Source organism: Campylobacter concisus (genome assembly GCF_003048595.2).
GTDB lineage: Bacteria > Campylobacterota > Campylobacteria > Campylobacterales > Campylobacteraceae > Campylobacter_A > Campylobacter_A concisus_L.
Genome location: NZ_CP049270.1, coordinates 634937 through 649330, shown reverse-complemented (window position 1 = coordinate 649330; position 14394 = coordinate 634937). Strand labels below are relative to the sequence as shown.

The 14394-nt window shown below is 34.6% G+C and carries 12 protein-coding genes and 4 tRNA genes; 1 reads left to right on the top strand and 15 read right to left on the bottom strand.

Going from position 1 to position 14394, the window contains the following annotated elements:
• Positions 1-2: 2 nt before the first annotated feature.
• The 5 genes from tuf to CVT15_RS03250 form a co-directional block, all read right to left on the bottom strand.
• Positions 3-1202, bottom strand: a complete 1200-nt coding sequence (gene tuf, locus CVT15_RS03270) for an elongation factor Tu (protein ID WP_087585685.1) — start codon at positions 1200-1202, stop codon at positions 3-5.
• Positions 1203-1276: 74 nt separating this feature from the next.
• Positions 1277-1351: transfer RNA gene (locus CVT15_RS03265), tRNA-Thr, on the bottom strand.
• A 126-nt stretch (positions 1352-1477) separates the two neighbouring features.
• A tRNA-Gly gene (locus tag CVT15_RS03260) sits at positions 1478-1554 on the bottom strand.
• A gap of 7 nt (positions 1555-1561) precedes the next feature.
• Positions 1562-1646, bottom strand: a tRNA-Tyr gene (locus CVT15_RS03255).
• A gap of 53 nt (positions 1647-1699) precedes the next feature.
• Positions 1700-1775 (bottom strand) — tRNA-Thr (locus tag CVT15_RS03250).
• Positions 1776-2011: 236 nt separating this feature from the next.
• Here CVT15_RS03250 and CVT15_RS03245 point away from each other — a divergent pair.
• Positions 2012-2260: a hypothetical protein gene (locus CVT15_RS03245; RefSeq protein ID WP_021090800.1), complete on the top strand. Its 249-nt coding sequence runs from the start codon at positions 2012-2014 to the stop codon at positions 2258-2260.
• Between the two features lie 209 nt (positions 2261-2469).
• On the opposite strand, the gene CVT15_RS03240 is transcribed toward CVT15_RS03245, so the two are convergent.
• The 10 genes from CVT15_RS03240 to argF form a co-directional block, all read right to left on the bottom strand.
• Entirely contained in the window at positions 2470-3108 is a 639-nt protein-coding gene (locus tag CVT15_RS03240; protein ID WP_103577128.1) for a response regulator transcription factor, read from the bottom strand.
• Positions 3109-3126: 18 nt separating this feature from the next.
• The gene (locus tag CVT15_RS03235; RefSeq protein WP_103577129.1) at positions 3127-3618 is read right to left on the bottom strand and encodes a DUF5416 family protein; all 492 of its coding nucleotides are present in this window, start codon (positions 3616-3618) and stop codon (positions 3127-3129) included.
• Positions 3618-5084: an HlyD family type I secretion periplasmic adaptor subunit gene (locus CVT15_RS03230; RefSeq protein ID WP_103577130.1), complete on the bottom strand. Its 1467-nt coding sequence runs from the start codon at positions 5082-5084 to the stop codon at positions 3618-3620. The genes CVT15_RS03235 and CVT15_RS03230 overlap by 1 nt, the downstream gene beginning before the upstream one ends.
• Before the next feature lie 2 nt (positions 5085-5086).
• Complete coding sequence (locus tag CVT15_RS03225) at positions 5087-7225, bottom strand: type I secretion system permease/ATPase (RefSeq protein WP_103577131.1); 2139 nt, start codon at positions 7223-7225, stop codon at positions 5087-5089.
• Positions 7226-7228: 3 nt separating this feature from the next.
• Positions 7229-9178 (bottom strand): bifunctional diguanylate cyclase/phosphodiesterase, encoded by a 1950-nt coding sequence (locus CVT15_RS03220; protein ID WP_087585682.1) that lies wholly within the window; start codon positions 9176-9178, stop codon positions 7229-7231.
• A complete protein-coding gene (locus CVT15_RS03215) occupies positions 9175-9831 on the bottom strand; it encodes a transglutaminase-like cysteine peptidase (protein WP_103577489.1) in 657 nt (218 codons plus the stop codon). The genes CVT15_RS03220 and CVT15_RS03215 overlap by 4 nt, the downstream gene beginning before the upstream one ends.
• A 20-nt stretch (positions 9832-9851) precedes the next feature.
• On the bottom strand, positions 9852-11522 hold the full coding sequence (locus CVT15_RS03210) for a TolC family outer membrane protein (protein ID WP_087585681.1): 1671 nt from the start codon (positions 11520-11522) through the stop codon (positions 9852-9854).
• A 117-nt stretch (positions 11523-11639) separates the two neighbouring features.
• Entirely contained in the window at positions 11640-13001 is a 1362-nt protein-coding gene (hemN, locus tag CVT15_RS03205; protein WP_103576494.1) for an oxygen-independent coproporphyrinogen III oxidase, read from the bottom strand.
• The gene (locus CVT15_RS03200) at positions 12994-13479 is read right to left on the bottom strand and encodes a DUF2603 domain-containing protein (protein WP_103605032.1); all 486 of its coding nucleotides are present in this window, start codon (positions 13477-13479) and stop codon (positions 12994-12996) included. Before CVT15_RS03200 ends, hemN begins: the two co-directional genes overlap by 8 nt.
• Positions 13476-14393 carry an ornithine carbamoyltransferase gene (gene argF / locus CVT15_RS03195; protein WP_107897983.1) on the bottom strand — a complete coding sequence of 306 codons (918 nt, stop codon included), beginning with the start codon at positions 14391-14393 and terminating at the stop codon, positions 13476-13478. Before argF ends, CVT15_RS03200 begins: the two co-directional genes overlap by 4 nt.
• Position 14394: the final 1 nt, after the last annotated feature.

Sequence of the window (14394 nt, the reverse complement as noted above, 5' to 3'; positions counted from 1 at the left end):
AATTAACCAAGTATTTTTGAAACAACACCTGAACCAACTGTTCTACCACCCTCACGGATAGCAAAACGAGTACCTTCTTCAAGTGCAACTGGAGCGATTAGCTCAACAGAAATTCTTATGTTATCACCTGGCATAACCATTTCTGTACCCTCTGGAAGAGTAATAGAACCAGTAACGTCAGTTGTTCTTACATAAAATTGTGGTCTATAATTATTAAAGAAAGGAGTATGGCGACCACCCTCTTCTTTAGTTAGGATATAAACCTCACCCTCAAATTTTGTATGGGGTGTGATTGATTTTGGCTTACAAAGAACCATGCCGCGCTCAACGTCTTCTTTTTTAGTGCCTCTTAAAAGAACACCGACGTTGTCGCCAGCCTCGCCTTGATCCATCTCTTTTCTAAACATCTCAACACCAGTAACTGTTGTTGTTTGTGTAGGTTTGATACCAACGATTTCTATTGTGTCACCAACTTTAACAACACCTTTCTCGATTCTACCTGTTACAACTGTACCACGACCTGAGATTGAGAAAACGTCTTCGATTGGCATAAGAAGATCTTTATCTGTAGCACGAACTGGAGTTGGAATATAGCTATCAACTGCATCCATTAGTTCCATAATTTTTGCTGACCATTCGCCATCTTGTCCAGCTTTTGCTTCATTTAAAGCTTGAAGAGCTGAACCAGCAACAATTGGAGTGTCATCGCCTGGGAAGTTATACTCATTAAGTAGTTCGCGGATTTCCATCTCAACTAGCTCAAGTAGCTCAGCGTCGTCAACCATATCAGCTTTGTTCATGAAAACAACAATATAAGGAACACCAACTTGGCGAGATAGCAAGATGTGCTCTCTAGTTTGTGGCATTGGACCGTCTGCTGCAGAAACAACTAGAATGGCGCCATCCATTTGAGCAGCACCTGTAATCATGTTTTTAACATAGTCGGCGTGACCTGGGCAGTCAACGTGAGCATAGTGGCGTTTCTCTGTCTCGTACTCAATATGTGAAGTAGCAATTGTAATACCACGCTCTTTTTCTTCTGGAGCATTATCAATATTATCATAATCTTTTAGCTCAGCAAGTCCTTTGCGTGAAAGAACAGCAGATATTGCAGCTGTTAATGTAGTTTTACCATGATCTACGTGACCAATAGTACCTATGTTTACGTGCGGCTTGTTACGTGAAAATTTTTCTTTAGCCATCTTTTCCTCCGTATGTGATATATGTCTTTTTTCATACCAAATTTGTATAATCATAATAAAATCATATTAACCAGTGGAGCTCATAGCGGGACTTGAACCCGCGACCTCTTCCTTACCAAGGAAGTGCTCTACCTCTGAGCCATATGAGCGAAAAACGCTTGGCAGAGATGATTTCAATTAAATAATACAAACAACTAAAAATTTTGAAAATAAAGTAAGGAATAACTGTGTTTAGTAAAATCTAGATACAGCTCCCAGTTTATTTTCCCAAATTTTGGAGCGGGAAACGGGGCTCGAACCCGCGACCCTCAGCTTGGAAGGCTGATGCTCTAGCCAACTGAGCTACTCCCGCATAACAATGGTGGTGAGACGTGGATTCGAACCACGGAAGACATAGTCAGCAGATTTACAGTCTGCCCTCGTTGGCCGCTTGAGTATCTCACCTTAAACATTAATAAACTATTTTGGTATTTTCTGGTCAAACACTGTTACAAAAATGGAGCTGGTGAACGGACTTGAACCGCCGACCCACTGCTTACAAGGCAGTAGCTCTACCAACTGAGCTACACCAGCACCTGTTTTGTGAAGTGGCAATTATATATCAAAACAAGGTAAAAGTCAAGGGAAATTTAAAAAATTTTCATAAAAATTAAAATCATAAAATATAACCATTTAAGAATACAAATTTTTATTACATTTAAATCCGTAATGCATTATTAAGTATTTATAAAATATGTATAATTTTTATGGTTTTATTTTTTTTAAAAGCTAAAATTTCTATAATTACAAAAAATATATAAGGATTTAATATGCAATTTTTACCTTGGGCGATAATTTTATTACTAATTTACGTAATTTATTTTCTAATGATACGTTATGAGAAAAGAATATCGACTCTTAGCAAATTAATTGAACAAAATAGTGATGGCATTAAAGAAAATAGGGATTTGATTGGACAAAATAGATCACTTATTGAAAAAAATAAACACGATATCGAAAAAAATACAAAAGACATCATAACAAATGTTGAAAAAGTAGATATCGATTTGGAAGACTAAAGTTTCTGATTTCTTATCTCGGCTATTAATAAATTTGCTAGAATTTTTTATTTAAGATTTTAGCAAATCATTTTTTATTTGAAAATTTTATATTTATTGTATTCTTCAGCTAGTAAAAGTTATGTATATATTTCTTATGGGTGCATGTATAAAAAATTTATAGTTTTTGGAGAAGGATCTTAAATTTCTCACAAAAATAAATCAAGATTTTATGCGTCAAGCTGCTTCATTAAAAGCACAAGCCCTATTCTATCTTTTACATTTAGCTTACTATAAATCGAGCTTGTATGCGCTTTGACCGTCCTTAGTGTAATACCTGTTTTTTCTGAAATTTCATTATTTGTTAGACCATGATAGATTAAATCTGCAATTTCTCTTTCCCTTGAACTAAGTTCAGAGAGGTCGGTCTTTTTGTCTACCTTTTCACTTTCACTATTAATATATGAACCGGTTAGCTCACTAATCATTGCCTGAACGAATTCTTGGTAAAGCCATATATTTCCATTAAAAATAGTTTCAAAAGCATCTTCAAAGTGAGTCTTTCTCATGTGGGAATTTGCATAGCCCTTGATTCCAAGTGTAAGCAGATGCTTGCCTTCGTTTATCGTTGGTCTATTTGAGAGTATGAGTATTTTTATATTTGGGGAATTTTCAATTATATTTTTTATAACATCATCAATATTATCTTTAAAAACATCAATATCAATACCTATAATATCAACATCATCATTTATATGAGAAAAAAACTCTTTTCTATTATGTATAAATTTCACATCTCTATTGCCAGTAAAATAGCTTCTCCAAATATTGTTTAATGCACTATTTTGTGTAAATAAAATAACTTGCATTACCTTTCCTTGGATTATTTATATGATTCTTTCATAAATTTTTTTACTATTTATAAAGAATTCTATATGACGACTTTCGCCATTTTTGTATATCTTGTAATCTATTGATGAGAAAAATTTAGTAACCACAGAAGGTTTTTCTTCTAAAAGAATGGTCATTTCGAAAAAATCTTGTGATATAGCATATTTATAAGGAGCATTTAAATTTAAAATTCCAGGATCAAAGTCAAACTTATCCAAACTCTGGTCACAGCCTTTTATTAAAATTTTAATGCTTCTTACTATATCATCTTGAATTTTTATATTTTCAAATAGTTTTTTATGTCTACTAGCAACATCTACTAATTGTAAAAAATCTATTTCACAATCACTAAATTTAAATCGTTCAATTTCATCATTAACTATATCGCAGTAATGATCATCTTTTATGAGATAGAAATTTTGTAAATTTTGAAATTTTTCGATCTCATATTCACCAAATTTCTTATCATAAAAAGCGATCTTGCCCATTACCTCTCCGTTAAGGCATTTTGCTTTGCCTTTAAAATAGGCTTTAATAAATAATCAAGTATTGTCTTTTTGCCGGTAATGATATCAGCTGAGACTATCATACCTACTTTTATTCTAAGCGGTTTTTCTTCGCTACCAAGATAATTTTTCTCAGTTTCTATCCTGACTAAATAATAGCTCTCGCCAGTTTTTTCATTAGTCTCCGTATCGGCACTAATCTGCGTTACTTTGCCTTTTAAACCACCGTAAATACTAAAATCATAAGCCGTAAATTTAACCATCGTATCAAGTCCAGGCCTCAAAAATGCAACATCAGCTGGTTTTACTTTTACTTCAGCAACCAATTTATCCTCAAGAGGAACGATCTCGGCAATATTTTCGCCAGGCTTGATAACTCCTGATACTGTATGAACCATCATTTTACTAACAATACCGTTTACTGGAGATCTTACATATGTTCTTTCCACTCTATCACTTAGGCTGATCTGAGACTCATTTATCCTTGCAATCTCTGCCGAAACTTCGTTAAGCTCTTTTTTTGCATTATTTTTAAAAGCAAGCTTTGCTTCTTCAATCTTATTTTTTGCTTCTTTTATAGTTGACTCAACTCTTGGCACAGCAAGAACAGCGGCGTCAAGCTCGCCTCTTAAATCATTTACACGCCTTTGAAGCTGGATGTATTCAACCTCACTAACAAGACCTTTTTTAAAGATTGGCTCCATAATGGCCTTTTCTTTTAGAACAAGATTATAGCTATTTTGAGTTTGAGAAATTTTATTTTTTAATTCGACTAATTCACTCTGGCGTTGATGAATTTGCTCTGTTAAAATTCCTATCTGTTCATTTAAGTGATCGATATTTGAATTATGCAAACTTAGCTCATATCTTATGGCTTTGCTATTGTTCGCATCTCTAGCTTCATCGTAGTCAAATTCCTTATCATTCGCCTCAGCATCAAGTCTCATAAATTTTGCTTGAAGTTCATCAAGTCTTAGTTTTGACTCACCATAGCTACTCGTAAAATTTTTATTATCTAGCCTTATTAGAATTTGATCTTTCTTGACTTCATCACCCTCTTTTACAAAAATTTGATCGACTATACCGCCTTCGAGATTTTGTATCGCTTGGTTTTTTCCAGACGGGATGATCTTGCCACTACCTCTTGTGATCTCATCTATTTGTGCCCAAGAGGCCCAAATAAGAAGCCAAAACATAGTTATAGCAACTGTATAGAGTATCTTTTTAGATGTAGATGGAGCTTTAGCCAAGACAGCCTCAGAAAGACTTGACATAAATTTCAAATCATAAGCATCATAATTTTTTGTTTGAAGATTAGACTTTATGTCATCTACACTATTTAAAATTTTATTACTAGCTTCCTCTTGTTCTTTTATGTTATTTTCAGAAATTAATCTTTTTTCATTTTTTTGATTTTCACTTTGTTTATTCTTGATATCTTCTTGCATGATCACTTCCCACTAAGTCTTGCTAAAACTTCATCTCTTGGTCCGTCCAATAAAATTTTGCCATTGTCCATAACTATAAGTCTATCAACAAGATCTAGCATCGACGTCCTATGCGTGACAAGCAGCATCGTTTTATTTGCTGTATTTGTCTTTAAATTTATTTTTAACTTATTTTCAACTGTATTATCAAGAGAATTTGTTGGCTCATCAAGCAAAATAATAGGACTATCTAGCAAAAATGCCCTAGCCACAGCTATACTTTGACGCTGTCCGCCACTTATGCCGTCACCTCTTTCAAAGACTGGCATATCAAATCCAAGTGGATGGGCATTTACATACTCATCAACTCCGCTTACTTTAGCTGCTTTTATAATCTGAATATCATCAACATATGGTGCTTTTTGAACAATATTTTCTCTAACCGTTCCTTTAAAAAGCACAACATCTTGTGGAACGTAGCCAATGTTTCGCCTAAGGTCAGCTGGGTCGATTTGATTAATATCAATACCATCAATTAGCACTGAGCCTTCAGTTGGTGAGTAAAGTCCCAAAATGAGCTTTTGTAAAGTAGTTTTTCCAGAGCCATTTTTGCCTATAATGCCAACTTTTTCACCTGACTGAATAACAAAATTTATCCTATCAAGCGAACCTTTTGTGGTATCTGGATAAGTAAAGCTTACATTTTTAAACTCGATCTTTCCATCAAAAGAATTTCTTCTAACAAATTTTTTACCTTCTGGCCTTTCAACAGGCATTTGCATAATCTTACTAAGACTTTGATAGGCTGTTTTTGTCTGCTCAAAATTTGCAGCTAGTGAAGCTACCTGCCCCATAGGAGCGATAGCACGAGAGCTAAGCATAACCGCAGCGATAAGACCACCCATTGTAAGATGCGTATCTTGTATCATATAAACGCCAAGAACGATGATGGCAATAGTATTTAATTGCACTAAAAAAGATGTAACAGTCGTTATCGAAGTTGTAATAATTTTTGATTTAATGCTTCTATTTGCTATCTCACCAGTTGCCTCTTCCCAGTTCCATTGTATATGGCCACTAGCACCAAGAGTTTTGATAGTCTCAAGACTACTAAGGCTCTCTATTAAAATTCCATTTTTTATAGCCGAAGCCTCAAATGTACTTTTAATAGCATTTTGAAGTGGATCTTTTATAAAAAATGTATAGCATAAAATAGCTATCATGATAACAATTGGCACGAGTACGATATAGCTTCCTATAAAATAAGTAACTATCAAGAAAATGATCGCAAATGGAAGATCGACAATAGCTGCCAATGAGGCTGATGAGAAGAAATTTCTAACCGTATCAAACTCTTTTAGATTACTAGCAAATGAGCCAACAGATTTTGGTTTATTGCTAAATTTCATATCCATAACGCGCTCAAATAAAATAGAGCTCATTATGATATCGCTCTTTTTGCCAGCAATCTCAAGAAAATATGATCTTACAAATTTTAAAAAAAGATCTATGCCATAAACTACACTTACGCCAAGTGCTAAGACCCAAAGCGTCTCAACCGCATTATTTGGCACAACACGGTCATATACGTTCATCGTAAAAAGCGGACTAGCAAGAACAAATAAATTTATAATAAAACTTGCAAGAACAACATCAAAATAAATCTTTTTTGAACGTTTTAGAGTTCCCCAAAACCAATGATCATTGCCCGCATCAATTAGCTTTGTTGAGCTAGTATCCTCTGGAACAAACTCGCGCTTTAAATAGTACGCATAGCCCAAATATTCTTCTTTTAATTTACTTATTTCTATCGCGCTAGTACCAGTTGAAAGTTCTGGTGTTATGATATTTGCTGTCTTTTTATCTTTACTAAAAGATTGCAAGATGCAAGCTTTTTTGCCTCTAAGCATTAAAATGCAAGGTAAAACTAAAGGAGAGATTTGTTCAAGATCTTTTCTTACAAGGGTAGAAGCAAAGCCGGCACGAGAAGCAGCACGAGAAAATAAAGACCTTGAGCTTTTAAGTGAAAAAAGCTCAATCTCATCGCCATCTTTTACTGGCAAGCCAATAGTTAAAGCATCGGCACTGTATGGATTATTATGAAGCTTGGTAAAAATAACCAAACATTGAAGCAGCTCATCTTTTATCTTATCACTATGCATCTATCATCCAATGTTCTTGATTTCATCTATATAAATTCCTTGCATATTTTTAATGCCAAGATCGATTAACTTTTTCTTCTGCTCTTCGCCTTCAACACCGATTGCGATCAAAATAATATCTTTTGAACTCAAGACAACATCAAGTGATTGTTTTGTATTTACTCCTGACTTATCACTTAAGAAGTCAATCAAAACATTTGACTGAATTTTTACATAATCAGGGTTAAATTCTTTTAGTTTCTCGATACCTTTTGCGTTAAGCTCAAAGTGGTCAAATCCAAAGCCAAAGCCAAGTTCTTTTAATTTTTTAGTAAGCTTAACTATACTTTCTATGCTAATATCGTCTTTATTTGGAATTTCTATATAGTTTTTATATTTCGAAATTTGACTTATCTTTTTAAGTGTAGCTTCAAGTTTTGAAAAATTTTCATCTGAATTTAATATCTCTTTTCCCAAATTTATGGCTAAATTGCCACTTGGTAAGATATTTTCCGGTAAAATTCTAGCTACCCTATTTAAGATATGAAGATCAAGCATTGCACCTAAATTTAGCTCATTTACCATCGGCATGAAATATGAGGCCATACGCCATACGCCATCTTTATCAACAAGCCTCAAATAAAGCTCATACTGCTCAAAATTTGAATTAAGATCAATCACTTTTTGAGCTGCAAATTTAAATTCATCTTCTTTTATTGAGTCAAAAATAAGTTCTTTATACTTCTCTTTACCAATCACTAAAGTATTTTGATTTTCATTAAATACCTTGTATGTAAAGCTACCAGCAAGTCTTGAGCTAGCCAATGTAACGTCAGCTGAAGTAAGAAGTGTCTTGATATCAGTATTTGGTGAATACTCTACTATCGCAGCATTTACTGGATACTCGCTATCATTTAGTGCAAAATTTGCATAAAGCTTTTTAAACTCGTTCATAATTTCATCACATAGAGCCAAGAAATTTGATGAATTTCTACCATACGAAAGTACGATGAAATCATTATCGTTGAGCCTTGCAACAATCGCATTTTTATCATTATGAATTGATTTTTCTTGTAAAATTTGAGCTATTTTCATTACAACGCTTTGCCATTTCTCAAAGCCAAGCGTACTTTTTAAATTTATTAGATCTTTAAAACTAACAAGCAAAGTAACTCCACTTGAATATTCTTCACTAGCTAGATACTCACTAAATTTAGTTTGAAAAAATCTTCTATTATTAGCGCCACTCATTGTATCTTTATATAAAAGCTCTTGATATTTACTGAGTGTGGCTGCCTCTCTCTCAAAAATGTCTTTTACCTTGCTAACCATAGAGTTCATAGCCAGAACCATTTTTTTAAGATCGGCTGTAAATGGAATTCTTTTCTGAATAATAAATTTATTATCAAGTATGGCCTCAGCCTGATCTTGAACCTTCATAAGCGGCCTAAAAATAGCTTTTAGAGCGAAATATGCCACCACGAGAGTGACAATTATCATTAGAAGAAGAAAATTAAAAATATTTTTTGAGTTAGTATAAAGCTCATTGTAGGCAAGTGCGGTGCTACCTTGAACATAAAGCGTGCCAAATTTTGCCCAGCCAGTCATAATCTCGCTATCTGCTATTGGCGCTTCGAACTTGGCTATTTTGTAAAACCATTCAGGAATATCTTTAACAACAGTTTGTTGAGAATTTTCAATAAGAACCTTGCCATCAACATCTTCAAGCTTGATAAGCTTGTATCTGCCGCTGTCAAACATAGAATTTATCATTGTTTGAGCCAAGGACATGTCATCTGGATCGATAATAGGCTTTAAAGCAAGTCCAAGCGAATTTGCTGTATGCCTTGCGTTTTCACCAAGCTGGTCATTAATATATCCATTTAGGCTCTTAAAATTTAAGTAGCCAACAGCCATAAAAATCATGATACCAAAAGTTATCACGGCGATCATAATTTGTTTAAATAGCGTCATAAATCCTCTTTTCCTATCCTATCTATTAGTTCCATCCACTTAGGATTTTGTTTTTTATTTCCACCTGGTATTGCTTGACCAAGACCTTCTTGTTTTGCCAAGTATAGCGAATCACCATTAAAACTATAAACCGGAACAAGGTCTGTTCTTTGAGTTGCGATTTTTATTTTACCATTTATGTTATCTAAAATTAATGGAATAGATTTTGGTGTATCGTAGTATGCTAAAACCATATGAGCTTGATTGTATCTTAAGGCTTTAACATATGTGAAGTATAATTTTTGAGTTGGAATTCCTAGCTGCTTTAGTGTAAAATATTTTGCAATAACGTAGTCTTCGCAGTCACCAGCACCTTTTCCTATAAATTCCATTCTAGTAGCCCAATAATCCTTTTTGTGCCAAAGCTGCATATCATCAACCCATCTAAAAGAGTTAAAAAAGTCATTTACTTTTATTAATTTCTCTTGTTCAGTTGCATCTTGCAATGAAGTCATTAAAGAATTTAGAGCAGAAGCCCTTCTTCTTGCATCTTCTCCATAAATTTTAGCTACCTTTGCTATAGTTGTTGATTTTATAAAATCTCCAATAGCACTTGCTAATAATAAAAAAAAGACGCTTACAATAAGCGTCCAAAAATTTATCTTGACCCTCATGGTCATTACTTTTTACATCTTTATCTTAAATCGTTTTGAATGCTGCAAGCACCTTGAATGTATCTTTTTGCAAAACCTGGTTCAAAGCTATCTGAGATCATTCCCATATTATCTAATAGTCTGTATTTTGCATAAGATAGTGCTGTCTCGGTTGTAGCGATCTCTTTTAATGCAGAGTTATATTCATTTTCAGCATCAAGCAAGTTTATAAGATCACGACGACCGATTCTAAATTCATCCTGATAAGCATCAAGTGTAGCTTTAGCATATTCAACGTGTTGATTTAAGTATCCCATTTTTTCTTGGTTAAGAACATAATTTTGCCATGAAAATTCCAAAGATTCTTTGAGCTCCCTTACAAGATTATCCAAAGTTTGTTGCTCTTGTTGAACGGCAAGTTGGCTTTTTTCTTTATCTAGTTTATCATTACCTTTATTGTAAAGATTATAGTTTAGTCTTAAAAGTGCGTCAAACGTTTGTTCTTCATAATTGTCATATAAAACATTTGAATGATCATATGCACCAGATACAACAAGATCTAATTTTGGTAAGAATGGCGCATTTTTCTCTTTTACAACTGACTCTGCCATAGCAATATTTGATTTTTGAACTAAAAGTGATGGGTTGCAAAGAATTGCTTTGTTGTAAACAGCTTCTTTTGTGCTAGGCAAAGGAAGGCTAAACTCAGGCATTACTAAATTTTTAGCTGCAACTTTTTTTCCATATAATTTCTCAAATGTAGAAAGTGCATCTTCATAGTTATTTTTAGCAGCTGTATAGTTTGATTGAGCTAAAGTATAGCGTGATCCAGCTTGTCTCTCTTCAGAAGCTACGCCATAACCTGATCTTGCTCTATCTTTAATTTGGCTATAAATTTCCTCATGACTCTTTACGTTTTCTTCTTCAATGTCTAAAATTTTCTTAGTTTGAAGAACTTGCAAGTAAGCATTTGCAGCATTTAATGTAAGTCTATCTGCAGCTTGTGCTACTGAATAAGCAGCTGAATCAAGTCTTGCACTTTGAGAATTTATTCTATTTTTATCAGCACCACCATTGTATAAATTTTCAACCAAGGTTAGAGATGTACCAGAAATTCTTCCATCTCCTCTTCTTGTAGAAACTCCATCATCAAGGCGTTTTTTCTCATATCCCACTCTAGCAGCAGCGTCAAGTGTTGGATAATAGGCATTCTTTGCTATTTTTAGATCTTTACCAACTTGTAGATAGTTAAATTCTGTAGCTTTTAAACTTGGATTTTCATTTAAAATAGTCTTTATAACTTGATCTAAAGTCAAAACTCCATCATCAACTTGTGCTACTGGTTTTACTTCAGTTGATATAGCTTGTTCTATATTAGATTTTTTTGTTGTTTGAGTATCAGCTACAGGTGCTTTTGGTCTCATTAAAGCATCCTTATAGCCTGATTCGTTTTGAACTTTAACTAATAGACTATTAGCTTCATCCTCAGAGACTGGAGTTGTGTCAACATATAAAAATTTTCGTCCACCAACCTCATAGATACCTGTAGTTAGTCTGCTGTCAGAGATTTTGCTATTGACTTTATTAATAGCACTGTCGATTCTAGCCTGATTATCATCTTGTGCAAATGAAGCTAGAAAAATCCTATAAGGAGCATCTTGAGCTGACAGTACAGTTGCTGCCAAAGCACTAATTGCTAACATCTTTTTCATAAACTAAGATCCTTTTACCTTATTTTTATTATTAAGTCTATACTTAAATTTTGACACGAATTATACACCAAGAAATATTAAATGCATTTTAAATATCTTATGACAAAAAAATAATTTTTATATAGTTTTAGAAAAACGCCTTAAATTCTCGGGAATTTTCTTTAGATATTCATCAAAACACATTGCAATATTTCGTATTATCAATGTTCCAGTTTCATTTACGCTAATTTTATCTGCTGTAACATTGATAAATTCGCTTAAATTTTTAAGCTCCTCAAGCTCGTCCTTAAAGTGTTCAAAGAAATTTATATGGAATTCATTCTCGATGGCTTTGATATCAAGCCCAAAATTACTCATTAAGTTCATAATCACACTCTTTCTAAGTAGATCTTCATCATTTAGATAAATTCCCTTTGCATATGGCAACTTTCCACTATCAATCGCCTTTTCATACTCGTCCATATCTTTATGATTTTGTGCGTAGTGTCTTTTACACTCACCAATACTTGTCACGCCTATACCAATAAGATCAGCGCCACCTTTTGTTGTGTAACCTTGAAAATTTCTATGTAAAGTGCCATTTGCTAAAGCGCCAAAGAGCTCGTCATTTGGTTTTGCAAAGTGATCCATGCCTATCATTTTATAGCCATTTTTAGTTAAAAACTCAGCTGTAAATTTCAAAATCTCAAGCTTTACTTCAGGATCTGGCAATGTCATCTCATCAAATTTACGCATTGATTTTTTTATCCATGGCACATGAGCATAGTTAAAGACTGCAAGTCTGTCAGGATCAAGCGTGAGAGCTAGCTCGAGTGTCTTTTTAAAGCTATCTAGACTTTGATACGGCAGACCGTAGATTAGGTCCATATTTATCGACTTTATGCCCTTTTCTCTAGCCATTTTTACAGCATTTTGAGTGATCTCATAGGGCTGAATTCTGTGAATTTCTTTTTGCACCTTTTCGTCAAAATCTTGCACGCCGTAGCTTATGCGGTTAAATCCATGAGAAACAAGTACATCAAGCTGCTCTCTTGTTAAAAATCTTGGATCTATCTCGCAACTTATCTCAGCCTCTTTTGAGAAATTTTTAAATTTAGATTTGATTAGTTTTATGATCTCATCAAGCTGTGCGGCATTATAAAATGTCGGAGTACCGCCACCAAAGTGCATCTGTAAGACCTCGGCACTGGTGTCCAGGTGGCGAGCTAAAATTTCAAGCTCTTTTTCTATATATCTTATATATCTCTCTTTACGGTCCTCTTTGCTAGTGTAAATGACATTACAGCCGCAAAAATAACAAGCACTTCTGCAAAATGGCAAGTGCAAATATAATGAAAGCGGTCGCTTTAGATCACGGCCTTCAAGCTCTTTTATATATGCCTCATAGCTAAATTTATCACTAAACTCTGGTGCTGTCGGATAGCTAGTATATCTTGGCCCTGGCCTTGAATACTTCACATAAGCACTAAAATCAATCATCTGCCCTACTCCTTGCCATTTGAATCACCTCTTTTATGTCTACAAATAAATTTGGATGCTCTTTTTTGATATTTTTTACCAGCTTATCAAGGTCGATGTTAAACTGCCTGCTCTTTTTATCGCTTGCGATCTTTTTTATCTCATCCATAGCAACTACCCAAACATCACTAAAATCAACCGGTATATTTTGCCAGATCGTCTTTTCAAGCCTTAGATCAAAATTTTCTTTTTGAGACTCTTTATAAGCCTCAATCAAAGCCGAAAGCGATTTTACAGAGATTACTGTGTGTAAATTTTGATTTTCATCAATGCCAAACCATGGTTCTTTTGAGTCCCAAGAGCCACTTTTTAAATTTAAAATATGCTCATTTGGATTTTTGGTTGAAACTATCTCAAAGATCGTCTTTTCAGGACTACTTAGCCCAAGACTATTGCCGATCTCATCTATCTCATCATATATACTTTTCTCTTTGCTCATATTCTTCTCTCATCTAGCCAGACCATAACGCCTTTTTGCGCATGAAGCCTATTTTCTGCCTCGCTAAAAATTTCATCCGCGTGCTTTTCAAAAACTGCCTCACTCACCTCATAGCCTCTATAAGCTGGCAAGCAGTGCAAAAATATCGCATCTTTTTTAGCTAGGCTCATCAAATTTTCATCCACGCAGTATCCAGCAAAGTCTTTTAGTCTCTTCTCTTTCTCGGCTTCTTGCCCCATCGATACCCAAGTATCCGTAGTTACCACATCGGCACCATCTACCGCTTCTTTTATATCATTTGTGATAAAAATTTTTGCACCTGAAATTTTTGCGTTTTCATTAGCTATCTTTAAAATTTCAGCGTCTACCTCATAGCCTTTTGGCGTGGCGACCCTTAGCTCAAGCCCAAGTTTGCTAGCTAGCATGAGCCACGAGTGAGTCATGTTGTTGCCGTCCCCTACGTACGCGACCTTCTCGCCCGCGCTAAATTCTAGCATAGTTAGATAGTCCGCCATGAGCTGCACTGGGTGAAATTTATCACTTAGGCCATTTATAACTGGCACGCTTGAAAATTTAGCAAATTCTTCTAGCGTCTCATGCTTATCGACCCTTAGCATAGCCATGTCGCACATCCTGCTTATAACTCTAGCGGTGTCACGGATTGGCTCACCGCGGCCTATTTGTATATCATTTTTACTTAAAAATAGCGCATATCCGCCAAGCTCATGCATACCAACATCAAAGCTTACTCTAGTTCTAGTTGAGCTTTTTTCAAATATCATCGCAAGCTTTTGGTCTTTAAGATATGGCTTAAATTCTCTAGCCTTCGCCTCTTTTTTGATCTTGCGAGCTAAATTTACCATCTGCTCGATTTCATCTTTGCTAAAGTCATTTAGCGTCAAAAAGTGCCTCATC